Here is a 24,680-nt window from a genome sequence, read left to right as displayed (position 1 = left end):
CGGCGGGCGCGTGGGGTGCTGGTCACGTGATGGCTCCTCAACTGACGGCGGGTCCGGCGGTGGTGTTGAGCCAGGCCCACTCGGACCAGGTGGAGAATCCGGTCTGCCACTTGTGGTGGACGCCGGCGCTGCTGGTGCCGAAGACCTCGATCCGGCCGTCGGCGTTGGCCGTCGCGACGATCTCGGTGCCGGCGCCGCCGAAGGTGTCCCACGGGCCGTACGGGGCGTTCAGGTTGGTCTGCCAGGTGTGCTGGGCGGTGCTGCCGTTGATGGCGAACAGCTCGATGCGGCCGTCCGCGGTCGGCTGGCTGGTGAGTTGGGAGTCGGCGGGGCCGCCGGCGGGTTCCCAGGCGGACCAGGTGGTGGGGTTGGTCTGGTAGCGGTGGAAGATGCCGACGGGGCCGGAGGCGAAGACTTCGAGGCGGCCGTCCTGGTTGTGGTCGACGGTGAGGTCGTGGCCGCCGCCGCCGAAGTCCTCCCAGGTGGACCAGTTTCCGTTGACGGCGGTCTGCCACTGGTGTTGGAAGGTGGCGTTGTTGAGGGCGAAGACCTCGAGTCGGCCGTCGGGGGCCTTGCCGAGGGCGATGGTGCTGTCGGCGGGGCCGCCGCCGGCGGATTCCCAGGGGGACCAGCCGCTGTTGGGGGCGTTCTGGTAGGTGTGGTAGACGCCGGTGGGGTTGGAGGCGAAGACTTCGAGGCGGCCGTCCTGGTTGGTGCCGACGGCGATGTCGTGGCCGCCGCCGCCGAAGGTCTCCCAGTTCGACCAGCCGCCGGAGGGCTGGAGTTGGTAGCGGTGCTGGAAGGTGCTGCCGTTGATGGCGAACGCCTCCAGGCGTCCGTCGGCGTTCTGACCGATCGCCAGTTTCGCTCCACCCGGGCCGCCGAGGGACTCCCAGTCCGACCAGGCGCCGCTGACGGCCGTCTGCCAGGCGTGCGAGACGCCGTTCGCGCCGGCCGCGAACACCTCGAGCCGGCCGTCCGCCGACCGCGTCGACACCACCCGGCCGGACTGCGCCGGGTACACCAACGGCGCCGGATGGGGGCCGCTCCCCGGGGTGCAGGGCATGGCGATGCCGCGCTCCGCGAGGTAGGGAATCGGGTCGGTGCGCACGGTCGCGTTGGAGTCGGCCCAGACCCGCAGGTGCAGGTGCGGACCGCTGGAGGTGCCCTCGCTGCCCATCTGCGCGATCAGTTGACCGGCCGTCACATGGTCGCCGGTGGCCACGTCCCGCTCGCGCATGTGCCCGTACTCGGTGATGGTCCCGTCCGGGTGCAGGATGCGGATCCACTGGCCGTAGCCCTGTGCCGGGCCGGAGACCAGCACCTGGCCGTCGCCGACCGCGTAGATCGGGGTGCCGTAGTCGTTGGCGATGTCGATGCCGTTGTGCTCCGGGGTGTAGCCCTGGGAGATGTAGCCGCCGGCCGGGCAGGACGCGGCGAACCCGGCGGCCGCGGCGGGGGCGGCCGGCACGGTGACCGGCAGCAGCAGGGCGGCCGCGGCCAGCACCAGGCGCGCGGCGCGGCGGGAGAGGGGTGCGCGGCGGGAGGCGGAGTCGCGGCGGGAGGAGGTGGGGAACACCGGGGCGCCCCTCACGCCTGGTGCAGGCGGTCGGTGGTGCCGTCGGTGCCGAGCCGCATCGCGGCGGGCCCGGGGATGCTCCTGAGGGTGGGGTGATGCGCGGTCAACGTGACCTCCTGAGGGCGCGTGCGGCGGTCTGTCCGGACCGCCGGGTGTCCAGCGGTTGGGACTGTAACCACGCGCCGCGCGGCGCATAACCCGGAACCATACGGACTGACAGGAGGCGGACCGGCCGCCGAGACTGTTCTCCTTCCGGGGCGGGGCCACCCCCGAGCCGTGCGAAGAGGGCGCTGTGCCCGCGCGCGCCGACCGCGTGTACCCCGGCGGCCGGAGGCGCGCCACCGGGGCGGCCCGTCGAACGGCCCCGGCCCGGGCGGCAGTCGCGGCCCACTCCGAAGGGTCATAGGGTGAACACCCGGCGTAGTTCTGTCGCCATGGCTTGATGTCCACGAAAGAGGAAATCATGACCGGCAAGGCCAGCATCGTCTTCGCCCACGGGCTCTGGGCCGACGGGTCGTGCTTCAACAAGCTCATCCCCACGCTCCAGGCCGAAGGACACGAGGTCCTCAGCTCGCAGCACGGCCTCGATTCACTCGAGGGCGACGTCGCGTGCGTGACCCGCGCCATCAACCACGTGCCCGGCCCGGTCGTGCTCGTCGGCCACTCCTACGGCGGCACCCTGATCACCAAGGCCGGAGTCCACGACCGCGTGGGCGCCCTGGTCTACATCGCCGCGCTCGCCCCCGACGAGGGCGAGACCTCGCAGGACCAGCAGGACAAGTTCCCCGCCATGCCCGTCTTCGGGCACATCGACGTCACCGACGGCCGCATCTGGCTCCTGGAGTCGGGCATCGGCGACTTCTGCGGCGACCTGCCGGCGGCCGAGCAGAAGCTCGTCCTCGCGACGGGCGCCGTCCCCGTCCCTGACCTGTTCAACCAGCAGGTTCCCGGCACCGCCTGGCGCACGAAGCCGAGTTGGTACATCGTCGCGAACGACGACCGCACCGTGAACCCGGATCTGGAGCGGGCCGCCGCCGAGCGCATCGGCGCGAAGACCTTCGCCGTCGACAGCAGCCACGTGCCGATGCTCTCGCACCCCGACCTCGTCCTCGACGTCATCCGCGAGGCCGCGAAGACCCTTGGGGGTTAGGCCCGTTGCCGAGCGGCGGGCCGCCGTGCCGGAACGCTCCGGCACGGCGGCTTCCGGCATGCGTCTAGACTTCCGGCCTGTGACCAGCCGCTCCGTGACCCTGCTCGACGTCGCCCGGGCCGCCGGAGTGTCCAAGAGCACCGCCTCCGACGCGCTGCAGGGCTCCGGCCGCGTCGCCGACGCCACCCGGGAACGGGTCCAGGCGGCAGCCCGGGAGCTCGGCTACCGGCCGAACACGGCAGCGCGCAGCCTGCGCCGCTCCAGCACCGGCGCCGTCGGCCTGCACCTGCCGCGGACGGCCACCCGGCTCGACTACTACATGAACCTGGCGTTCGGCGCGGTCGAGCGGGCCAGGGCGGACGGGTTGGACCTCGTCCTGCTGGCTCCCGGGACGGCGTCCGGCGGCGGACTCGCCTCCCGGGTGGACGGCCTGCTGGTGATCGACCCCGAGGTCGACGACCCGGAGGTCCCGGACCTGCTGGGCGCGGGCGTGCCGGTGGTCACCGGCGAGCGCTACCTCGGCGGCGGAGTCGCGCCGAGCGGTGCCGTGGTCTGCGACAACGCCGCCTCGCTGGCCGCGCTGCTGGACCACCTCGCCCAGCGCGGCGCGCGGCGCCCGGCCCTGCTCGTGCCGGGCCCGGGCTCCGACTGGGCCGCCGCGCTGCACGCGGCGGCCGACGCCTGGAGCCGCCGCCGGGGCGTCGGGGTCGCGGTGCGGACGGTCCCGTTCGCGGCCACGCCGGCCGAGGCCGAGGCGGCCACGGCGGATCTGATCGGTGGCGTCCCCGGCCTGGACGCGGTGGTGTGCGCGCCCGACGGCGCGGTCAACGGCGTCCTCGCGGGGGCGGCGCGGGCGGGCCTCCGGGTGGGGTCGGACCTGCTGGTGGCCGCCTGCGTCGACGGCGCGGCCGCGTGGGGATCCAGCCCGCAGGTCACCGCGGTCGACCTGCGGGCCGCGGAGTACGGGCGGGCCTGCGCCGCCCTGCTGAGCGACCTGTTGTCGGGGGTCGCCGAGCCCGGTGTGGTGCGGCGCCACGAGTGGGCGCTGAACGTGCGGGAGTCGACGGCCGGGCGGGTCTGACGCCGGAGCGTTCTGCACCGGTGCGGGGGGAGGGTGCCCCGGCGCGTCGGCACCGGGGCACCTGCTCAGACGGTGGTGCGGTCGGCCGCGGCGAGCGGGCCGTACAGCTCGGGGCGACGGGTCCGCAGGAGGCCGAACTCCCGCCAGTCCCGGCACTGGTCGAGGTCGAGATCCGCGACGAGGACGGCCGGCCGGTCCCGCGGGGCACGGAGCATGATCCGGCCGTACGGGTCGGAGATGAACGAGGAGCCGTAGAAGGTCGACCGGCCCTCCGTCCCGATCCGGTTGGGCACGATCATGAAGAGCGCGTTGGCGAGGCCGTTGGCGCTGATCGCGTGCTCCCACATGGGCCGGGTGTCGAAGTCCGGGAGGTCCACCTCGGAGCCGATGGCGGTGGGGTGGACCAGCACCTCGGCGCCGTTCAGCGCGTAGGCGCGGGCGAGCTCGGGAAACCACTCGTCCCAGCAGGTCGGGAAGCCGAAGCCGGCGCCCTGGTGGGCCACGACGGGGAACCCGCTGTCGCCGGGGCGGAAGCAGAGGTCCTCGCGGTACCCGGGAAAGGCCGGGATGTGGTTCTTCCGCGTCCGGGCGACGAGCCTGCCCTCGGCGTCCACGCAGACGGCGGTGTTGTAGCCGAGGCCGCCGTCGTCGGCGCGCTCGTACAGCGAGGCGTGGACGCTGATGCCCAGCTCCGTGGCCAGCTCGGCGGCGAGACGGACGGTGGGCCCGGTCCCGACCTCCTCCAGGTAGCGGGCGGCACCGTCCGCCATCGGGTCGTCGGTGTTGCAGAAGTACGGACTGCGGGTCAGCTCGGGCAGGCACACCACGGTCGCACCCTGCTCCGCGGCGAGGGCGACGCCTTCGCGCAGCCGGTCGTCGTGCTCACTCGGGTCGGCGTACCAGCGCATCTGGACGAGTCCGACACGCAGCGGTTCGCGCTCGGCCGGCGCGCTGCGGCCGGGAGAGCCGAGGGGAGAGCCGAAGGAGGTGAGGAGGGCGTAGGCGGTCACGGGCGGACCGCCCTCGACAGCCGGCGCGACGCCCGGCGGGCGCCGGGGCCGGGACCTGCGCCGGCCGCCCGGCCGGTCGTGGTGGACGTGATCATGGGGCGATTCCTTCTGTTCTCGGTGCTGACGCAGCAACCCGCATGACTGAAATTTCAGTCAGCCTTGCTGGCGTGATGAGGAATGTAGCTCGTGCCGGAACGTTCCGGCAAGGGTGGACCGCGAGGTGGAACCGCTGGAGGGCGCGGCCGGAGACGTCCGGCTGGGTCCACCCGCGCACGGTCGATGTCTCCACCCGGGCCCGGGAGGTAGGGCCATGGTGCGTCGCTGTCGGCCGCTCGTACGCTCCGTGTTGATCACCGGGAACGTGCCCGGCCGTGAGGGTGAGATCGGGGAGTCTGTGATGCGTGCGCGAAGGCGAAGGGCTCTCGCCGCCGTGACGACGGCGCTGGCGATCGCCGGGACGCTGACCGGGGGACAGGTGTCGGCCGCCGCGTCCGACACCGCCGGCGCCCGGCCGGACGGACCGGCCCGGTACCACGGGCAGTCGATCGTGTGGCACGACTGCCGGACCGGTCCCGATGACGTGCTCGGCGCGGCCTTGGCCGGCGCCGGGGCGCAGTGCGGCGACATCACTGTCCCGCTGGACTACAGGAGGCCGAACGGGCCGACCATCAAGGTCGCGATGTCCCTGGTCAAGGCCACCGATCCCGCGCACCGGCGGGGCGTCCTGTTCATCAACCCGGGTGGCCCGGGCGGCCCCGGAATGGAGCAGGTGCTTCTCGGTGAGTACATGCCCGAGGTCGCCGCCCGCTACGACCTGGTCGGCATGGACCCGCGGTTCATCGGGCGCAGTACGCCGCTGCAGTGCCGATGGAGTACGGACACGTTCCTGCGCTCGGCCGGCCCGGACCGGAGCAGCTTCGCCGAGAGCGTCGGTTTCGCCAGGGGTCTGGCGGCCGGTTGCACCCAGGAGGACCGGGACAAGCTGCCGTACGCGTCCACCCGGAACACCGCGCGCGACATGGACGTCGTCCGGGCCGCGCTGGGCGAGGACAGGATCTCCTACTACGGTGTCTCGTACGGCACTTACCTGGGCGCCGCCTATCTGCAGATGTACGGCCGGCGGGCCGACCGGTTCGTCCTGGACAGCGCGGTGGACCCGGGCCTGGCCGGACCCGGCATATTCCCCCACCAGGGCCCGGCCCTGGCTGCGGCGCTCGCCAACTGGGCGGCGTTCGCGGCCCGCCACTCCGCTCGGTACGGCCTGGGGGCGACCACGGCCGAGGTCCTGGTGACCGTGGACCGGATCAACGAGGCCGCCACCCGTCGCGGCCTGCAGATCGGCCGGTACCGGATCGACGCCCATGAGCTGCCTCTCGTCCTGGCCGCCCGGCTCGCCGACGACAGCGAGGGGGCGTACGCCGACCTGTCCGCCGACGTCCGGGTCCTCGCCGACGCGTCCCGCGGCTCCGAGGTCGTCCCGACGGCGTTCCTGGAGCAGTTCCTCACCGGGTTGTTCACCGGAGCGGGCCCGGCCACCGACCGGGCCGGGACGCCGATCCTCTGCGCCGACCGTGCCGTCTCCCCGGATCCCGAGACCTACTTCCGGGACATCGAGGCGCACCGCGCCGACGAGCCCCTCTTCGGGCCGCTGACCCGCAACGTCACACCCTGCGCGTTCTGGCCGATCAAGCCGGCCGAGCCGGCTCTCGACATCCGCAACCACGCCCGGGTGCTGATGGTGGGGGCGACCGGAGACCCGCTGACTCCCTTCGCGGGCCAGCAGGCCATGCACCGGGCCCTCTCGGGATCCCGCATGGTCACCCTGCGCGGCGCGTTCCGGCACGGCGTCTACCTCACCGCCGCGAACACCTGCATCGACACGGCCGTGAGCGGCTACCTGGTCGGCGGTGTCCTGCCCGAGGGCGACGCCGCCTGTGACGCGACGCCCGGTAAGGGTTCGTAAGGCTCACGACTCCCGGGCGGTCCCGCGCCTCCCGAACACGCCCGAGGGCGTTCACTGCTCCAGGAGTTCGGCGAAGCGGTCCAGTGCGCGGTCGGTTCGGTGGCGGTCGCCGGTGGTGGTGAGGTCGAACAGCAGGCCCCGGACGACGGCCATGACCAGCGTGGGCGTGACGGTGTCGTCAGGACCGGTGGAGACGTCGCGGAACATGGCGCCGAGAGTGTCGAACCAGCCCGTGATCGCCTCGCCCTGGTCGGGGTAGTTCTCGGGGTGGACCAGGCCGTCGGCGTGCACCTCGAAGAACAGCCGGACGAGCGGCGCGCGTTCGTCCGCGCTCATCCACGCCCAGATGCCGCGCAGCCGCTCCCGCACGGAGTCCGTGTCCGCCGGGACGTGGCCGCCCAGGCGCACCGCACCCCGGCGGCGGGCCTCGGCGAGGACCGCCGCGACCAGCTCCTGTTTGCTGCCGAAGTCGTAGAGCAGCATCCGCGGGCTGGTGCCGAGGGCCTCGGCCAGTGGCCGCAGGCTCAGCCCGGCCAGGCCGTGCGCCAGCACGTAGTCGGTGGCCCGCGCCAGTGTGCGCTCGCGGCGGCCGGGATCTGCGGGGCGCCCCACGGTGGATCTCCGCTCAGCAGCTCGGAATTGAAGCAGTGTCAGGGAGTATATGGTACGACTGTTTCAATAACGAGGGGAGACCGTCATGCACACCATCGACCGAGCGCTCGTCCTGGGCCCCGGAGGTCCCGTCGGCACGGCCTGGATGGCCGGACTGGCCCACGGGTTGCGCCGCGACGGCGTGGATCCGGGCGAGGCCGACCTGATCGTCGGTACGTCGGCCGGCGCGATCGTCGCAGCGCTGCTCGCCACCGGGCAGGACCTCGGGCGGCTCGCCTTCTCGACCCGCGCGGCGGCTCACCGGGTCGAGGCGGCCCCTGAGCGGACGGGCGCGGTGTTCGCCGTGCTCGGCGACCGCGGCCTGGAGCCCGGGGAGGCCAGGCGCCGGGTCGGCCGCCTCGCGCTCGACGGCACCGACCCCTCGGCCGAGGAGGCGCTGATCGCGGGGCGCGCCGCCCTGATCGGCGCGGACGCGTGGCCGGACGGACGGCTGCTGATCGCCGCCGTCTGCGCGACCACCGGTGAGCCCGTGGTGTGGGACCGCGACAGCGGCGTGCCGTTGGTGCGCGCGGTGGCGGCGAGCAGCGCCTTCCCCGGGGCCGCGCCGCCGGTCGACGTCGACGGCCTGCGGTACATGGACGGTGCCCTGCGGGCGGGCGCCAACGCCGATCTCGCGGCCGGAGCCCGCACGGTGGTCGTGATCGAGCCGATGGCGCACCTGTTTCCCCGCGAGTCGCTCGACCGGCAGCTGGCGGAGGTGGGGGCGGACACCGTGGTGACCATCGGCCCCGATCCGGCCTCGGTGCGCGCCTTCGGCTCGGACCTGGGCGACCTGGCGGCCTGGGAGCCGGCCTACCAGGCGGGTCTTCGCCAGGCCGGCGACGTCCTCGCGCAGTTCCGCTCGGCGTGGAGGGCGGAAGCCGGCGCGCTCTGACCGCCGAGCAGCTCGGGCCGTCCGCCCGCCCGCCCGGGCGGGCCCGCGCCGCATAGCCCGAGGGCGTGCGGCGGTGGCGGGGTCGGATTGCGGCCGGCTGGGGTGGGTCCGGGTGCCGGCCGGCGCCGATGGCAGTCGGTGCCGGCCGGAGTCCGGGCGCCGCGGGACCGGGACCGGGGGTGGGCGCGAGGGGTCCGAAGCCCGACCCGGGGTCGACCGGTCCGGCGACGTGAGAGGAATAGTATCTGATATACGAAAGTTGGGCCAGGGTCTCTCTAGGCGGCCCGCCCAACGATCTCCGCAAACCATGACAAGTTTGGTATACGAATTCTCTCGATGGGCGGGAATCCTTCGCCTGCGCTTCACGGCCGGTACACGTGGGCGGCATGGGATCGGGACTGCCGTTCGCAGCACCGGCGACGGCGGCCCGCACCGCCGTGGCGGAGCGGGCACACGGCAACTCGACAGGAGGAGACCCTGTGCGCAAGCTCCTGCACCGCACATCGGCGCTCGCTGCGGCGCTCTTGGCAGCTCTCGGTCCGGGGATCGTCCCCGCTGCGGCGGACAGCCGCTCCGGCGGGATCCCGGTGGTGACCGCGACCGTCGAGACCCCCTCGCTCTTCGACGACGAGCAGGGTGGGAACGCGAACGCGGACGACCCCGCGATCTGGCGCAACGACGCGAACCCGGACCGCAGCCTGGTCATCGCCACCGCCAAGCAGGGCGGCCTGCGGGTCTACGACCTGGACGGCCGACAGGTGCAGTCGCTCCCCGCGCCGGCCGCGCCCCGACCGGGCGACAAGCCCGGCCGCTTCAACAACGTCGACCTGGTGACCGGACTGCGGTTCCCGGACGGCAGCCGCCACGACGTGGCGGTGGTCTCGGACCGCGGTGGCGACCGGATCCGGATCTACCGCATCGACGGCTCGAACACGACCGGCCCGCTGACGGACGTCACCGACGAGGCCCGTGCGCCGCTGGTGTTCTCCGCCGACCAGGACGAGGTCGGCGACCAGCGCACCGCGTACGGCCTGGCGACCTGGACCGACCACGACAACGGGCGTTCCTACGCGGTCACCAGCCGCCGCCACGGCACCGAACTGGCCCTGGCCGAGCTCGTCGCCACCTCCGCCGGACGCATCGGCTACCGGGTGGTGCGCACGATCGCCCTGCCCTCGGCCTTCAAGCTGCCCGACGGCACGACCTGGAGCCCGTGCGCCGAGCCGGGTGAACTCCCGCAGATCGAGGGCATGGTGGTGGACCCGGACAGCGAGGACCTGTACGTCGGGCAGGAGGACGTCGGCATCTGGAAGCTCGACGCGGACCTCGACGTCGACGTGACGGACGACGACGACCTCGAACTCGTCGAGAAGGTCCGCTCCTTCGGGCGGCCCGCGACGTACGACCCGGCGAGCGAGACGTGCGTCGAGGGCGCGGACCCGGGCTTCGGCGGCCAGCACATCAGCGCCGACGTCGAGGGCCTGACCATCTGGCGCGACCCCGAGGACCCGAAGGACGACGGCTACCTGCTCGTCTCCAGCCAGGGTGACAACACCTTCGCGGTCTTCTCCCGGGACGACGACAACGAGTTCGTGCGGACCTTCCGGGTCGGCGCCGGCACCGCCGCGGGCTCGCCGGACGGCTCCGAGGAGTGCGACGGCGCGGCGGTGACCAGTGCGCCGCTCGGCCGGCGGTTCCCGCACGGCCTGCTCGTGGTCCAGGACGGCCACAACACCCCGGCCGGCAGCGGCGCGGGCGGCGGGGAGCGGACGGACACCGACTTCAAGTTCGTCGACTGGAAGAAGGTCGAGGACAAGGCGGACCTCTGAGGCTGCGCCCGCGGGAACCGGCGCTGCCCCCGCCTCGCCCCGCCTCGCCTCGCCCCGGCCGTGCCCGGCGGGGGCGAGGCGAGGCGGGGATCGGCTGCCCGCCCGAGCTGGCCGTGCTGGCCGCCGATCCGGGCGTGGCCGCGGCCCTGCGGGAACGGCTAGCCGACTCCGACGCGGACGTGCGGGCCTACGCGCGGCTGGCCCTGCGCCGGGACGGCGGGACGGCGGGAGGGAGCGGGGCGAAGGCCGAACGGGGCCTGACACCGTGGTGTCCGCGGCGATGTGACGCTGCGTGGGCTTTCCCGACCCGCCCCCGGAGCGGACCGGATCCCTGGAAGAATCACGCGGGCAGACATCGGACCCTCATGAATTCGACAGGACCAGTACGCATGGAACCCCTCAAGGCCGGAGATCCGCAGCAGGTGGGCCCGTACCGCCTGCTGGGGCGGCTCGGCCGCGGCGGGATGGGCCTGGTGTTCGCCGGCCGGTCGCGCGGCGGCCGCGTGGTCGCGGTGAAGCTGGTCCACCCCGAGATCGCCGGCGACCCGCAGTTCCGCCGACGCTTCGCCCAGGAGGTCGCCGCCGCGCGGCGGGTGGGTGGCTTCTACACCGCCCAGGTGGTCGACGCGGATCCCGACGGCGATCCTCCGTGGCTGGTCACCGCCTACGTTCCGGGCCCGTCCCTGCAGCAGGCGATCGACGCGTACGGGCCGTTACCGGCCGCGGCCGTCGCCGCCCTGGGAGCCGGACTGGCGGAGGCGCTGACCGCGATCCACGGCGCGGGTCTGGTGCACCGGGACCTCAAGCCCGGCAACATCATCCTCGCCGGCGACGGCCCCCGGGTGATCGACTTCGGCATCTCCCGTGCGCTGGACGCGACGCACGTCTCGACCACCATCGTCGGGACCCCCGGATTCATGTGCCCCGAGCAGGTGAAGGGGGTGGACGTCGGGCCGGCCGGTGACGTCTTCGCGCTGGGAGCGGTGCTCGCCTTCGCGGCGCTCGGGCGCGGCCCGTTCGGCGCGGGGTCGCTCGAATCGATCGTCTACCGGATCGTGCACGTCGAGCCCGACCTGGCCGGGCTCCCGGCGCCGCTCGCCGAGCTGATCGGGTCCTGCCTGGCCAAGGACCCGGCACGCCGGCCCGGCCTGGCCGACCTCCTGAACCGGTTGGCAGCGCCCTCCGCAACGGCCGGTTCGTGGTTCCCGCCCGCCGTCGCCAGGATGATCGCCGAGCGGGAGAGCGAACTGTCGGACCGTCCGGACACGCTCCCGGTGACGGTGACCGCTCCGGACCGGTCGGCCGTCCGGACCACGACTCCGGGGCATGTCCCCTACCCCTACCCCCCGACCGTGGCAGCCCCGACCCTGGTACCCCCGACCCTGGTACCCCCGATCGTGCCACCCCCGCCGCACCGGCCACGCCGTACGGCCCTGCTCGCCGCGGCCGCGGTGTGCGCCGTGACGCTCGCCGCCGGTGCGGTGCTGGGCATCCGGAGCGCGACGGACCACCGGGGCGACCCGCCCCAGGGCAGCGGCACCGCAGCCCAACAGCCGCAGAACCCCGGTCCGTTGACGAGCTCACCCGCCGACAGCCCCGTCATGCCGTCCAAGTCCGCACCGCACACCCAGGCGCCGCTGCCGAACGCCCCGGCGAGCAGCGCTGCCACACCGCCGGCCGCCGCCCCGGTGCCGATCACCAACGCCTTCAGCGGCCTGTGCCTCGACACCGACGGCCCGCAGCGGGCCGACCTGCCCGTGCGCATCAGTGACTGCGGGCACTACAGCGGCCAGATCTGGAGCTACAGCCCGTCCGGCCGCTACCTCGTCAATCCGCCCAGCGGCCTGTGCCTCGACACCGCCGGACCCCCGGTCAGCGGCGTCGCCGTGGTTGTGAGACCGTGCGGAAACTTCACCGGCCAGCAATGGGAGTACGACGCCGCCACCCACCGGTTCACCAATCCGTCGAGCGGCCTCTGCCTGGACACGGCCGGCCCTCCGGCCGACTTCGTCAAGCTGGTGCTCGGCCCCTGCGGAAACGGCACCGGTCAGGACTGGCGGATGTGAGGGCGGACTCGGCATGTGCCGGGTCCGCGGGATGCCTCAGGAGGTGCTGTTCTCGGGCGGCACATCGCGGTAGGGGTTCCGCGGCTTCGGCACGGCACGGACCTCCAGGACGTCGAGCACCGGAGACGCGGTGGCGGGCGCGCCCGGCGCCGGCTTCCACACGCCGGTCACCTCGACCCAGCTGTCGGTGGCAGGCTCCGGGCCCGTGCCGTGGGCCTGGACCCGGAGGCGGCGGGCGTCGGCGGCGCAGCAGCTGACGAGGAGGCGGTTCAGGTACCACTCACCCGGCTTGGCCCCGGGTGCGGCGAAGCCCAGGAGGCGGACCCTGCGGCCCTCCAGGCTGTGGTTGGGGTCGTGGCTGCGGCCGATGAACTCGGTCAGCGACATCGCGGTGGTCGGCTGGTCGGCGGTCAGCCCCGCGTACGAGGCCTGCTCGACGGCGGCCGTGGTGCCCTCGCGGTCGGCGGTGTACGCGCCGAGGGCCGGCGGTGCGAAGAACAGCAGGGCGACGGCCGGGACGGCGAGCAGCCCGGCGACCCGCGGCACGCTGCCGTGCCCGTGCTCGTGATGGCCGTGTCCGTGTCCGTGGCTGCGGTCGTGGTCGTGGTCGTGGTCCGCGGATCCGGTGCTGTGCCACTGGGCGCTGCCGTCGGCGGTCCGGGTGAAGGCGAGAACGGGCTCGCGCCGCGGCAGCAGGCGGTGTACGGCGTTGCCGGTGCCCAGCAGGACCAGCAGGACGCCGGAGAGGACCAGCGGAACGTGCAGTCCCTCCTTGACGTACTGGAGGTAGAGGTCGCTGCCGAGCGTGATGCGCAGCAGGGCGCAGCCCAGCAGGACGACCAGCAGCGGCGGGGTGAGGGCTCGGACGCGGCTCACAGCAGGACTCCTCCGATGGCGATGCTGCTCAGGACGGCGACGAGGAAGGTGACGGCGGGGAAGCGGGCGGCGAAAGCCCGCCCGAAGGCTCCGGACTGCAGGGCGATCAGTTTGAGGTCGACCATCGGCCCGACCACCAGGAACGCGAGCCGGGCGGTCGGGGAGAACCCGGTCAACGACGCGGCGACGAAGGCGTCCGCCTCCGAGCAGACCGCCAGCAGCACCGCGAGCACGCCGAGCGCCAGCACCTGCAGCCAGGGGGTGTCGGCGAACAGCTGGAGCACCGAGGGCGGTACGAGGACGTTGAACGTGGCGGCGGCCATCGCGCCGACCACCAGGAAGCCGCCGGCGTGCAGGAAGTCGTGCTGCAGTCCGCGGCCGAACCGCTCCCACGGGCCGGCGTCGTCGGCGAGGCCGTCGGGTGCCTTCGGCAGGCGCAGCCACTCCTCCCTGCCGAGCCTCACCCAGAGCCAGCCCATGACCACCGAGGTGAGCAGCGAGGCCGTCAGCCGGGCGAGCACCATCTCGGGCCTGCCGGGGAAGGCGATGGCGGTGGAGACCAGGACGACCGGGTTGATCGCGGGCGCGGAGAGCAGGAAGGCCAACGCCGCCGCCGGAGCCACCCCGCGCCGCATCAGGCTGCCCGCCACCGGCACCGAGGCGCACTCGCAGCCCGGCAGCACCGCACCCGCCGCCGCCGCGACCGGAACGGCCAGCGCCGGGCGGCGCGGCAGCAGCCGGCCGAAGAGGTCGGGCGGTACGAAGGCGCCGATCGCGGCCGACACCACGGTGCCCAGCAGCAGGAACGGCACGCCCTGGACGACGATGGCCATCAGGACGGTGCGCCAGGTGGCGAGCGCGGGCGCGTTCGACCAGCCGAGGAAGCCGGTGCCGAGCAGCAGCGCCGCCGTGCCGGTGGCCGCGGCGAGTACGACGGCCGGGATCCGACGGGTGCCCGGGCTCGACAGTGCGCTGTGCCGGGGTGACGCGTCGGAGGTTCTGGTGAGTACTGCGGCTGCGTGGGTCTGTTCGCCCATGGTCCCGCCCCTTGACGGCCGGCTGCCCTCGGCAGAATTCGCGTGGCCGCACCCGTGCCGGAGCGCGGTCGCGGCAGCGCAGGGCGGCGCCGACTCGACTCCGGTGCGAGCGGCGGGGCCAGACTAGCGCTGATAATCATTCTCATCTAGAGACCCGGGGGCGCCATCTTGAGGTGAGCAGGTCACTTCGGTCGGCGATCGCCGCCGGGCGGCGGAGCGGCAGGGCTTCGACCGGGCTCAGAGCGCCTCGGCGTCGATCACCGACATGGTCCTCGAAGCCATGTTGGCGACGTAGACGTGGCGACTGTCCGGGCTGACCGCCAGCCCCCAGGGGCTGAGGCCGACGGTGACCCGCGCGGTCACCTTGTTCGTCCCGGCGTCGATCACCGACACCGTCTGGGAGTGGAGGTTGGTGACGTAGACGCGGCGGTTGTCCGGGGCCACCGCCACCCCGATGGGATTGTCGTCGACCGGGATGGTGGCCAGCACCTGGTCGTTGTCGGTGGCGATGACGGACACGTTGTTCGAGCCCCCGTTGGTGACGTACACGTGCTTCCCGTCCGGGGACGCCGCCACGGCGGTGGGGTTCTTGCCGACGGTGATGCTGCGGAGCACCTGGTTGGTACCGGTGTCGATGATGGAGACCGAGCCCGCGACGATGACGGTGACGTAGAGTCGGCGGCCGTCCGGGGTGACCGCCACCCCGCTGGGGGTGACCCCGACCTGGATGGTGGTCGTGAGCTGGCCCGTCGTGGTGTCGACCACGAACACGCTCTGCGCACCGGCGGCATAGGCGTGCTTCCCGTCCGGGGCCGCCGCGACGGTGACCGGGGTGTCGACCGTCGTGGTGAGGACGACCTTGCCGGTGGCCGTGTCGATCGCCGACACCGAGCTCGTGAGAGTGGGCCCGATCCTGCCGGCGTTGGCGACGTATAGCCGGTGGCCGTCCAGGGCCGTCGCCAGCGCCCAGCAGTTGCTGCCGGCGGCGATGGTCTCCGCCACCCGGTAGGTGGCGGTGTCGCCGATCACCGACACCGTGTTCGCCCCGACGTTGGTGACGTAGACGTGCCGGCTGTCCGGGGCCGCGGCCGCGCCGAGCGGGCCGCTGCCGACCTTGATGGTGGTGGCCACCTGGTTCGTCCCGGTGTCGATGACGGACACGTTGTTCGAGCCGGCGTTGGTGACGTAGACGCGGCGGCCGTCCGGGGTCGGTGCGACGCCCGCCGGGTTGCTGCCCACCGCGACGGTCCGGACGACCTGGTTCGTCCCGGTGTCGATGACGGACACGTTGTCCGAACCGGCGTTGGTGACATAGGCGTGGAGGCCGTCCGGGCTCGGTGCGACGCCCGTCGGATTGGCGCCCACCGCGACGGTCCCGACGACCTGGGCGGTCCAGGTGTCGATCAGTGCCACGGAGCCCGCCTCCGGGATGGTGACGAGGACCCGCCGACTGTCCGGGCTCACCGCCAGGCCGCGCGGGCCGGCGTCCAGGGTGACGGTCACGGTCACCTGGCCGGTGACGGTGCTGATCACCGACACGGTGTGCGACCCGGTGTCGGCGACGTAGACGTGCAGCCCGTCCGGTGCCACCGCGATCCCCGTGGGGTTGGTGCCGACGGTGATGGTGCCGGTGACCTGGGCCGTCGCGGTGTCGATCACCGAGACGGTGCCCGAGCCGGAGTTCGAGACGTACGCACGGCTGCCGTTCGGCATGAGGGCCACCCCGCGCGGACCGCTGCCGACCGGGACGGTGGCCGTCACCAGGCCGCCGGCGGTGTCGATCACCGAGACCGTGTCCGCACCCGAGTTCGCGACGTACGCGCGGTGGCCGTCCGACGTGAGGGCCACCCCGCGCGGGCCGGTGCCCACCGCGATCGTGGTGCCCGAGCCCTCACCGCCGACGACCTCGACCACCGAGAGGAGGTCCGCCTCGGCCTCCGCCAGGTAGACGCGGCGGCCGTCGCTGGACACCGCCACCCCGCGCGGCCGGAAAAGGATCCCGAGCGTGGCGGCGGCCGGCACCGGCGGCGGCGCCGTCGGTCCGGTGCCTGGTGTGCCCATGGCTGTCTCCGATTCGTTCGGCTTCCCCGCAGCGCCGGCGCGGGTACGACGGTCCCGCCCCTCCGGAGCGGCCCCACTTCTCCGGAACACCCTGTTTTCCCAGCATGGCCGCCCCCGGCAGCGCCCGCAATCGGCGCCCGGCCCACCCGCGCGGGCACCGCTCAGGGCGCCCCCCGGTACAGGAGCACCACCGACTGCCCCTCGGCCAGTGCCGCCTCCAGCTTTCCCTGCAGCGTGCTGACCGGCGCGGGCCACCGGGCCGGGTTGTCGGGGAAGTAGCCGGTGGAGATCAGGCCGTCCGGGCTCGCCGCCCAGAGCAGCTCGCCGTCCGATCCGATGAGCTCGGCACCCCGGCCCGATCGGCCGAAGACCGCCGACCGGACCAGCACGGCGTGGACGTAGTCCCCGTACACCGAGCGGAACTTCGTGGTGATCTCCGCGCGCAGCGCGGCGTCCGCGGGGGCGGTCGACCCGAGCATCGCCAGGTACCGCGCCCGGTCCAGGCCGTACGCCTCGGCGATACCGAGCCGCTGCGCCCACTTCCACGCCTCGTCGGGGTAGTTGGCCCGGCCCAGGACGTGCCGGTAGAAGTGCTCGTGCAGGTTCTGCGGATCCCAGCGGAACGCCGCGAGCTCCGGGACGGCCGCACCGAGCCGGCGGAAGTCCGCGGCGCGCGACTGCAGGGTGTTGAACGTGGTGATGTGGGCGCGCAGCCGCACGGGCTGGGTCTCCAGGAACCTGGCCAGCTCCGTCATGCTGCCGCCGTCGCCGAGGAAGGTCCGCAGCGCCCTGAGATCGGCTCCGCCCGGGCGCAGCGTGGCGAGGACCAGGGCCCGCTGCTCCTCGCTGAGGCCGTCGAAGGAGGCGTTGATCCGCCACGCCGCCTGGGGGGAGAGGGCTGCCGCCTCCGCGGCGGCGGCCGGGTCGCCGGCCAGCCCGAGCCGGGCCGCCACGCCGTCGGTCTGCCGGCGGCGGAAGGCCGCCCGGTCCAGGGCGAACTCGGCGTCCGGGAAGGGCGGCAGCGCCGGGCCCGGCGCCACGGCGAGCCGCACCGAGGGCCGGCGGTCCGTACCGGGGAGCCGTCCCGCGGCGTTCCGGGCCGCCCCGGCGGCGATCGCCTTGGCGGTACCGCGCATCGACACCACGGTCAGCAGTCCGCTGACGGCCGCCCGGGCCAGCACGCCGAGGATCCGGGTGAGGCGCTCGGTGTCGAACCGGCGCCGGCCCTCCTCCGGGCCGAACTGCCGCTGCAGCTGCGCCAGCGCCCCCGCGCCCATCGCCGCGTCGATGTCCCGCAGCTGGACGTAGGTGTCGTAGGACAGCAGGATCGAGTCGGACAGGTGCGCCCCCAGGTCGACGTAGAGGACGGCGTGCTGGAACTTCAGCAGTCCGTTCAGCCGTCCGGCCGTCTCGATGGTCAGCGGGGCCCCGGAGGCGATCGGCCGGCTCATGCCCGCGGCGGCCCCGCGGGCGACCGCGCCGCCCACCGAGGCGAACGCGGTGGCCAGGGAGACCAGGTCCACGGCGGTCTCCCGGTCCCATTCGAAGGCGTCCTGGTGCACCCGCTCGGCGAGGTTGACGGCGCTGAGCGCGCCTCCGAGCACGGCCCCGGTGAGGACGATCGCGCCGACGACGGCCGAGGTGGGCGGGAACGCCAGCGCGGCCGCGACGCCGACCACGGCCAGCCCGGCGGCGATCGCGGACAGCCACTCCCAGGCCGTGCGCTGGTAGCTCTCGGTGTTCGTGGCGAAGTCGAAGGGCTTCAGGTGCAGCCGGTCCATGCCGGGCCACTCGATCCGGGTCAGGATCCGGCCGGGCGGGTAGTTGCCGCGGAAGGACGTCCGGGCGTCCTCGAACGCGGCCCGCAGCGCCGCCTCGGGGCTGGGCCCGGTGCCCCGGTAGGTCCGGTAGAACGCGGGGTAGGTGAGGTCGATCAGCAGCCAGGTGTGCCCCGGGCCCTCCGGCACGGTGGCCGGCCCGACGAACAGCGAGATCGGCCGGGACTGGGCGGTGCGGCGGTCGGTGAACAGCGCCCGGACCGGGAACGGCCCGGAACTGGTCGGGCCGTCCAGTCGCTTCTCGAGACCCGCCACCGCGTCCCGCAGCTCGCGGACCAGCGCCTCGTTCGGGACAGGGGCGCGTTCGGCCTGGCGCAGCCTGGCGCGGGCCGCGTCGAGCAGCGCCTGCGCGCTGGTGGGCCAGACCGGTTCGCCGCCGGGGGCGCGGGCGGCCTGCTCCAGGGAGGCCAGCTCCAGCGCCATCTTCTCCTCCAGCCGCTGGACCCGGTCGGTCCTGCGCTCGGTCACCGGCAGCGGGGAGGCGTCCTCGTAGCTCAGCCGGACCTCGCACTCCACCTCGTACTCGCCGGGGCGGTCGTAGCGGTGGGTGAAGGTGGAGCGGGACGGCTGGGGGTGGTCCACCGGGATCCGCTGCCGCTCGCCGTGCCGGTCGTGCTCGATCCGGTAGACCTGCCAGTGGAACCGCACGAAGGCGTAGACCAGGGCCAGTTGGAACACCGGTGTCCAGCGGTCGGCCTCGTCCACCCGCCAGATCTCCACCTCGGCGAGGTAGACGGTGTCCGCGCCGACGGTGGCGCTGCCCTGGTCCGTCCGCTGGACGCGCAGCCGCGGCCACAGGTGGTGGCGCCGGGCCGCGTGCACGGTCACCTCCGCCACGTCCGTGTCCGGGACGGTGAAGTTCACGGTGAGGTCGAGGTCCTGCGGGTTGCCGAGGTCGTGGAGCCGGCGCGTTCCCCGGTAGAGCTGCCCCGGGCTGTGGGGGCGGGCGATGACGGTGTAGTCGCCGCTGGGCAGGTCCACGGGCTGCGGGCCGTCGGGCGCCCGTCGGGCGATCCGCAGCGCGCGCAGCGTCGGCCCCTCGCTGCTCGGGGCCAGGTAGTACAGGCGCGGGGTGCCCGCACCGGCCGCCGTGAGGTACGCGCCGTAGCGGACCCCCGCCGGGTCGGTCCAGCCGGCGAGGGGCCACCGGGACCGGATCAGGCCGCTGATCGCCGCGAGGCCCGGTCCCTGGGCGGGGACGCCGGCCCGATCGGTGTCGAGGTGGACGCCCTGACCGGCCGCCGCCGGGGCCGTTCCGGAGGCCGTTCCCTGGGCCGTTCCCGAGGCCGCTGCCGACGCCGAGGGCTCGGCGGGCTCGTGCGGTGCGGCCGGCGCCCCGGTGCGGTCGGACTTACCCGGGTCGGCCAGCGGGACCGCCACCGCTCGGCCCCGGTCGTCGTAGCCGGGCACGGCGTACGCGTCGGAGCCCGCCCGCCGGCCGCCGTCGAACCGCTCCCGGGGCCGCTCGCGCGGCCGGGGCGGCACCACCTCGCCGGGCGCGGCGGCCTCCACGGCGCGCCGCACCGCCTCGCGCACGGCCGCGGCCAGGCGCTCCCGCTCGTCCGGGGGCCCGTCCCCGGCCGCGCCACCGGGCAGGTGGTAGCGGCGGCTCACGGCGTGAACTCCACGATCCGCCCGCTGCCCGGCACGATGAACTCGTTCAGCTCCGGGATGAGCGAGCCCGGGAGCTGGAGCTGGTCGTGTCCGAACCGGACGTCCACGGTGCGCGGCCGGCCGGTGACCTCCCGCAGAGCGGGTGGGCGGGGCAGCGGGGTGGCCTGCTCCACCAGCGCCCCGGGCGGGCGGCCGGCCACGGGGGCGGGCACTCCCCGCTCGGGCACGGCCTGGCTGCGCAGGGCGCGGAACCAGCCCTCCTCGACCTCGAAGACCTTCAACTGGGCACCCGGCCGCGCCCGGAGCAGGAACTCCACGGCTCGCTCGAACACCCCGAAGTTGAGGTTGATCGCGCCGTCGCCGACCACCCGGGCGTTGTGGCCGGCATCGACCACGGTGCGCTCCCAACTCGCGGCCGGCAGGGTGCCGCCCTCCACCCGGAACACCACGCGGTTGCCGGTGCGGCTGCGGAAGATCGGCCGCACCAGCCGCTCCAGCAGCTCGGGGCGGTTCTGGAAGTGCGTGCCGGCGGGCAGCCGGATCCAGGTCTGCGCCCCGGCGCCCCCCGCGCCGGCCTCCAGCTGCTCCAGGGCCCGTTCGACGTCGGCCGGCGTGGGCAGCTCCGGTGAGCGCGTCGTCCCCCGGGCCGCCTCCGCCCGCGCCTCGGCGGCCCTGGAGCGGAGGCTCCCGGCCTCGGCCCGCAGCGCGTCGGCCTCGGCGCGCAGGGCGGCCGCGCGCCTGGCGTTGCCGGCCGCCTCGGCGACCCGGGCGTCCGCCAGCTTGCCGGCCAGCTGGCGCTCCAGCTCGGCGGCCTGCAGCTCCTGCCCGGCCGCGCCGATCCGCAGCGACGCGGCGAACTGCCGGCGCACCACCTGGGCCGGGCTGCCGGTCGGGACGGGATCGGCGGCCACGATGTCCAGCTCGGCGAGCACCCGCAGCACGGCCCGCTGCTCGGCGGCGGAGTACCGGGACAGCCGACCGAGGAAGGCGGCGAGGTCCCCGGTGGTGGCGAACGTCCCGGCGGCCAGCCGACGGGCCGCCGCCTGGTCGAGCGTGGCCAGCACCTCCAGCAGCCGCACGGTTCCCTCCGGGCTGGTCGCGAAGACCCGGGCGACGGCGTGCGCCCGTGCGGGGGCGACGGCCTCCAGCGCCGGGAGCAGCCGCGCCAGGCCGGCGCTCGCCGCACCCGTGAACCGGGCGCCGCTGAGTTCGAGGACGTGCCGGGCGATCTCGCGGCCGCCGAGTTCGGTGGCGACCCCGACCAGCCGGGCGGCGATCGCGGCGGCGAAGCCCCGGGCCGCCACCTCGCCCATGAAGGTGGCGAGCGTCGCCCGGAGGTTCGCCAGGGCCTCGGTCGACACCAGCACCCACTCCCGTGCGCCCCAGCCGGCGGCGCGCAGCCGCGAGGCCGTCCCGGCGGCCGTGGTCAGCGTGCCGCGCGCGCCGACGAGGACGGCCTGCAGCACGGGGGACAGCACGAACTCGGCGACGATCCCGATCACTGCGCCCAGCGCCATGTTCCGCACGTAGGTGTCGATGCCGGACCAGGAGCCCTCGCCGGTCGCGACGTTGACGACGTCGTGGGCGAAGGTGGTCAGCCCCGCCGACGCCGCCCCGCCCACGGATCCCTTGACCAGTGCCTGCAGCGCCCAGCCGGCGACGGCCTGCCGCAGGGTCGCGGTGCCCACGGCCTCGGCGATCCAGCGCGCGGGGAAGGCCGCGATCCGGAACCCCACCGCGAGCAGATAGCCGTCCAGGGCGGCCATCAGGAGGCCGCGCAGGCTCCACCGGGCGTCACCGAAGATCACCCGGTAGAAGTAGAAGAGCTCCGAGATGCCGATCGCGGTGAGGACCGACCCCGTCCCGCCGCCGATGCTCACCAGGGCGGCGACCAGCCCGACCTCCCAGGCCACGGCGACCGCGCCGATGACGGCGATGACGGTGCCGGCGGCCTGGTAGACCTCGCCGGCGCGGCCGAGCCGCCAGTAGACCAGGCGCTCGTCGAAGCCGCCCGCGGGCTCCCACACCGGCTCGCCGACGCTGGTCCAGCTCTTCTCGCCGACCACCCGCTCGACGAACTCGAACTGCACCTGGAACGAGGGCAGCCCGCCCTCCTCCTGCTGCCGGACGTCCAGCAGACGGATGCTGCGCTCGACGGTGACGTCCTGGAAGTCGTCCTTGGCCAGCCGCACCCGCTGGACGGCGCGGGTCAGCACCTCGCGGGCGAACCGCTCCGGGTCGTAGCTGCCGCGGTCCTCGCCGCGGGCGATCCGGCCGATCAGCGCGACCCGTTCGGCCTCCAGCGCCTCGCGCAGCTCGGTCACGCGGGCGGGGCGCAGCCGCTTGAGGTCGCGGCGGACGGTGTAGATCGAGTCGACCTCGCCGAGGACACCCTTCACCGCGACCGCCTTGCGTGGGTTGCGGTCCAACAGGATCCGGGCGGGGTCGGTCCGGTAGTCGTTGGGGGCGCCGGTGAGCCGTTCGGTGGTGAGCGACACGCGCAGCTTCACCACCTTGGGGTGGGTGGCCCAGGAGGTGGCCAGGCTGAGCCGGAGCACGCGGTACCGCAGCCCGAAGTGCCGGCTGGCCGCCACCGCGTCGTACAACCGGTCGAAGTCCCCGGCCAGTTCGGTGAGCACGTACTCGAAGAGGGTTCCGCCGGAGGGCCGCTCCGGCGGCGGGTCGCTCTCGAACTCGTGGCGCAGGAAGTCGTCCATCGCCCGCTGCCAGGACCGCTCGGTCGGGTCACCGGGCAGCAGGCCGCGCAGCCGGGCCGCGAGGTGGCGGGCGCGCGGCCGGTGCCGGGCGGCGCCGAGGCGCTCCTCGTCGACGGCCAGAACGGCCCTGGCGTACAGGCACCGCCGGCCGGCCTCCAGGGGGAACACGCCCGCCCGGTCGTCCAGTCGGCGGGTCGCCGGGTCGGACCAGCCGGCGGCCCGCTCCCGCAGCGCCGCCGGGAGCCGGCTCAGGGCCGCGTCGGTCAGCAGGAGCAGCCGGTCGCCGGCCACCTGGCCGTCACCGGCCGGGAGGCGCTGGTCGGCCCGGCGGGCCAGCAGCAGGGCGAGCGCGGCCGGCGGGGTGCGCCGGCGGACGGTCAGCGGCTGGAGCCACACCGGTACGGGGGTGCGGCCGAACTCGGCCAGGTACTGGGCGGCCGCGAGACCGAAGCGGGTCTCGAAGTCGGCGGTGTCGAGGCAGAACGCCGCCTCGGACAGCGGGAGCCGCAGCAGCAGGTCGGGATCGAGCGCGGCGAGCCCGGTGAGTTCGACCCGGGGCAGTGCCATGAACGCGAACAGGGCCCAGCCGCCGTGCCGGAGGGTGGCGGCGCCGCCGGTGCCGTCGATCCGGCGGGCGTTGTGCGGACCGATCCGGCCGATCCGGTCCGTGAGGGCGCCGTGCTCGTCGAGGGCGAGCAGCGCGGCCCGGCTGTCGTCGGTCACCCAGATCGCCGTCGCCAGCACCTGCTCGGGGCCGACCCGGGACAACTGGGCGGCACGGTCGTAGAGTTCGGCGGACAGCTCGGTGAGGGTGCGGTCCCGGCCGGTGCGCACCCACCAGACTCCCGCCCAGCGGGTCTCCTCCTGGATGTCGCCGTACAGCACCCGCTCGGGCAGCGGCCCGCCCGCGTTGACGCTCCCGACGAAGTCGAGGAACCGGCCGACCCGCGCGCGGAACTGCACGGTCCGAAGGACCGTCCACGGCCGGTCCGTGGCCCGGACCGGCACGCCCTGCGGGCGGCCGCCGTCCTGGTAGGACGCCACGGCGTAGCCGCGGTCGCCGTGGCGGGCCGGCTCGTACCGTTCGCGGATCCCGGCCGGCCGGGCCGGGCCGCGCCGGCCGAGGCGGGCGGCCAGCTCCCGCTCGGCCTCGGCCATCCGGGCGCGGACGGCCCGGGTCAGCGTCCGGGTCAGTTCCTCCAGTTGTGCGTCGGTGGGGGTGCCGACCACGCGCACCGTGATCGGGATGTGGCAGTCGACCCGCACGGTCAGCGGCCCTCGGCGGTCACCACGGTGACCACCCGGATCCCGCCGAGGTGGCGGCCCTGCTTGGTGTGCTGGACGAGGTCGAACGCGTGCACCGTGCCGATCGGGTCGTTCGGGTCGAGTCCGACGTCCAGCTTCGCCCGGGTGTGGCGGTGGTGGTTGTCCCGGTCGAGCGGCAGGTACGGGCGGCCGCGGTGGCCGCCGTCGGTCTCCAGCTCGAAGGTGAGCGGCTTCTCGGACAGCCGCAGCGGGACCAGCTCGCCCTCGCCCGTGTCGATGACCAGGCGGTCCTCCTTGTCCCGGGTGATGTCGCGCCGGGAGAGCAGGATGTTCTGCAGGCCGGGGGCGACCAGCTCGGCCTCCTTGAGGGTGACGACCGCCAGGACCGCCTCCTCGACCCCCTTCGGCAGCCGGTTGACGCGGAAGTCCATCGTGGGCAGCCGCTCCATCCCCCGGGCCACCGCCCAGAGGGTGATGTTGCGCTGGCCCTGGTGGGCGTCGCCGCAGATGTCGAAGGTGTCGGTACCCGGCGTCAGGTCATGGCCGTCGTAGGGCGGGTCGGCGAGGTTCCGGTCCTGGAAGGCGTTGGCGAACAGGCACAGGTGCCCGCCGTTGGAGGCGGAGAGCTGGGCGGCGGTGGGCGTCCACGGTCCGCAGTCGAACACCACGCCGTTCGGCGCCCGCGTCAGGGTGGGGACGGTCTGGGCGGAGCTGACGAACTCGACGACCCGCTGGGCCGGGCTGTTCAGCCCGATCTGCGGGTCCATCACGTAGGCGTGCACCTTGACGAACGGGAGGTCGGTGGCGCCCGTGTTGCGCACCTGGACCTTGATCACGCTCGGCTGGTCCACCTCGGCCGTGGTGTTGTCCGGGCGCGGCGGGTCCAGCCAGATGCTCTCGTTGGCCCAGGCGTTGGGGGGGCATGTGTTGGGCGGGCGGGAGCCGTTGTCGCCGGGGGCGACCCGGATGTGGAGGGTGCCGGCCATGGTGCTCTCCTTCGGCGTGCGGTCGGGTCGTTCACGGTCGGGTCGGGTCGGTCAGCGGTCG

General features: G+C 74.3%; 15 protein-coding genes. 6 read left to right on the top strand and 9 right to left on the bottom strand.

The features are described 5' to 3' along the window. Positions 1-37: 37 nt before the first annotated feature. A complete protein-coding gene (locus ACFVVX_RS09520) occupies positions 38-1,579 on the bottom strand; it encodes a peptidoglycan DD-metalloendopeptidase family protein (protein WP_387943243.1) in 1,542 nt (513 codons plus the stop codon). A 463-nt stretch (positions 1,580-2,042) separates the two neighbouring features. Between ACFVVX_RS09520 and ACFVVX_RS09515 the strand changes: the two genes are divergently transcribed. Both ACFVVX_RS09515 and ACFVVX_RS09510 read left to right on the top strand, forming a co-directional pair. Further along, positions 2,043-2,729, top strand: a complete 687-nt coding sequence (locus ACFVVX_RS09515) for an alpha/beta fold hydrolase (protein WP_387943241.1) — start codon at positions 2,043-2,045, stop codon at positions 2,727-2,729. Positions 2,730-2,808: 79 nt separating this feature from the next. Continuing rightward, positions 2,809-3,810, top strand: a complete 1,002-nt coding sequence (locus ACFVVX_RS09510) for a LacI family DNA-binding transcriptional regulator (RefSeq protein ID WP_387943239.1) — start codon at positions 2,809-2,811, stop codon at positions 3,808-3,810. 65 nt (positions 3,811-3,875) lie between these two features. On the opposite strand, the gene ACFVVX_RS09505 is transcribed toward ACFVVX_RS09510, so the two are convergent. Beyond that, positions 3,876-4,820, bottom strand: a complete 945-nt coding sequence (locus tag ACFVVX_RS09505) for a nitrilase-related carbon-nitrogen hydrolase (RefSeq protein ID WP_387943237.1) — start codon at positions 4,818-4,820, stop codon at positions 3,876-3,878. A 430-nt stretch (positions 4,821-5,250) separates the two neighbouring features. Between ACFVVX_RS09505 and ACFVVX_RS09500 the strand changes: the two genes are divergently transcribed. Beyond that, positions 5,251-6,783: an alpha/beta hydrolase gene (locus ACFVVX_RS09500; protein WP_387943235.1), complete on the top strand. Its 1,533-nt coding sequence runs from the start codon at positions 5,251-5,253 to the stop codon at positions 6,781-6,783. A gap of 51 nt (positions 6,784-6,834) precedes the next feature. Here the strand turns inward: ACFVVX_RS09500 and ACFVVX_RS09495 are convergent, their stop codons facing one another. Then, entirely contained in the window at positions 6,835-7,395 is a 561-nt protein-coding gene (locus ACFVVX_RS09495) for a TetR family transcriptional regulator (protein ID WP_387943233.1), read from the bottom strand. 85 nt (positions 7,396-7,480) lie between these two features. Here ACFVVX_RS09495 and ACFVVX_RS09490 point away from each other — a divergent pair, with 85 nt between their 5' ends. From ACFVVX_RS09490 to ACFVVX_RS09480, 3 genes are all read left to right on the top strand, one after another. Continuing rightward, positions 7,481-8,329 (top strand): patatin-like phospholipase family protein, encoded by an 849-nt coding sequence (locus ACFVVX_RS09490; RefSeq protein WP_387943231.1) that lies wholly within the window; start codon positions 7,481-7,483, stop codon positions 8,327-8,329. 479 nt (positions 8,330-8,808) lie between these two features. Next, on the top strand, positions 8,809-10,158 hold the full coding sequence (locus ACFVVX_RS09485; RefSeq protein WP_387943229.1) for a phytase: 1,350 nt from the start codon (positions 8,809-8,811) through the stop codon (positions 10,156-10,158). Positions 10,159-10,547: 389 nt separating this feature from the next. Continuing rightward, positions 10,548-12,224 carry a serine/threonine protein kinase gene (locus ACFVVX_RS09480; protein WP_387943227.1) on the top strand — a complete coding sequence of 559 codons (1,677 nt, stop codon included), beginning with the start codon at positions 10,548-10,550 and terminating at the stop codon, positions 12,222-12,224. 36 nt (positions 12,225-12,260) lie between these two features. On the opposite strand, the gene ACFVVX_RS09475 is transcribed toward ACFVVX_RS09480, so the two are convergent. From ACFVVX_RS09475 to ACFVVX_RS09450, 6 genes are all read right to left on the bottom strand, one after another. Next, positions 12,261-13,100 (bottom strand): TIGR03943 family putative permease subunit, encoded by an 840-nt coding sequence (locus ACFVVX_RS09475; RefSeq protein WP_387943225.1) that lies wholly within the window; start codon positions 13,098-13,100, stop codon positions 12,261-12,263. After that, a complete protein-coding gene (locus tag ACFVVX_RS09470) occupies positions 13,097-14,137 on the bottom strand; it encodes a permease (RefSeq protein WP_387943223.1) in 1,041 nt (346 codons plus the stop codon). Before ACFVVX_RS09470 ends, ACFVVX_RS09475 begins: the two co-directional genes overlap by 4 nt. Before the next feature lie 237 nt (positions 14,138-14,374). Continuing rightward, on the bottom strand, positions 14,375-16,198 hold the full coding sequence (locus ACFVVX_RS09465; RefSeq protein WP_387943221.1) for a beta-propeller fold lactonase family protein: 1,824 nt from the start codon (positions 16,196-16,198) through the stop codon (positions 14,375-14,377). 161 nt (positions 16,199-16,359) lie between these two features. Next, positions 16,360-19,650 (bottom strand): hypothetical protein, encoded by a 3,291-nt coding sequence (locus tag ACFVVX_RS09460; RefSeq protein WP_387943219.1) that lies wholly within the window; start codon positions 19,648-19,650, stop codon positions 16,360-16,362. After that, positions 19,647-23,633 (bottom strand): hypothetical protein, encoded by a 3,987-nt coding sequence (locus ACFVVX_RS09455; protein ID WP_387943217.1) that lies wholly within the window; start codon positions 23,631-23,633, stop codon positions 19,647-19,649. The genes ACFVVX_RS09460 and ACFVVX_RS09455 overlap by 4 nt, the downstream gene beginning before the upstream one ends. A gap of 2 nt (positions 23,634-23,635) precedes the next feature. Then, positions 23,636-24,619 carry a hypothetical protein gene (locus tag ACFVVX_RS09450; RefSeq protein WP_387943215.1) on the bottom strand — a complete coding sequence of 328 codons (984 nt, stop codon included), beginning with the start codon at positions 24,617-24,619 and terminating at the stop codon, positions 23,636-23,638. Positions 24,620-24,680 lie beyond the last annotated feature (61 nt).

It is taken from the genome of Kitasatospora sp. NPDC058170 (genome assembly GCF_042883905.1).
Lineage (GTDB): Bacteria > Actinomycetota > Actinomycetes > Streptomycetales > Streptomycetaceae > Kitasatospora.
Note: the sequence above shows the minus strand (reverse complement) of the source record. Positions and strands in the feature narration are given on the sequence as shown.

What these genes read in the sequence shown, in the direction of transcription:
- ACFVVX_RS09515 (WP_387943241.1), top strand. Translation starts at nt 2,043, where the DNA reads ATGACCGGCAAGGCCAGCATCGTCTTCGCCCACGGGCTCTGGGCCGAC.
- ACFVVX_RS09490 (WP_387943231.1), top strand. Translation starts at nt 7,481, where the DNA reads ATGCACACCATCGACCGAGCGCTCGTCCTGGGCCCCGGAGGTCCCGTC.
- ACFVVX_RS09480 (WP_387943227.1), top strand. Translation starts at nt 10,548, where the DNA reads ATGGAACCCCTCAAGGCCGGAGATCCGCAGCAGGTGGGCCCGTACCGC.
- ACFVVX_RS09470 (WP_387943223.1), bottom strand. Translation starts at nt 14,137, where the DNA reads ATGGGCGAACAGACCCACGCAGCCGCAGTACTCACCAGAACCTCCGAC.
- ACFVVX_RS09465 (WP_387943221.1), bottom strand. Translation starts at nt 16,198, where the DNA reads ATGGGCACACCAGGCACCGGACCGACGGCGCCGCCGCCGGTGCCGGCC.
- ACFVVX_RS09450 (WP_387943215.1), bottom strand. Translation starts at nt 24,619, where the DNA reads ATGGCCGGCACCCTCCACATCCGGGTCGCCCCCGGCGACAACGGCTCC.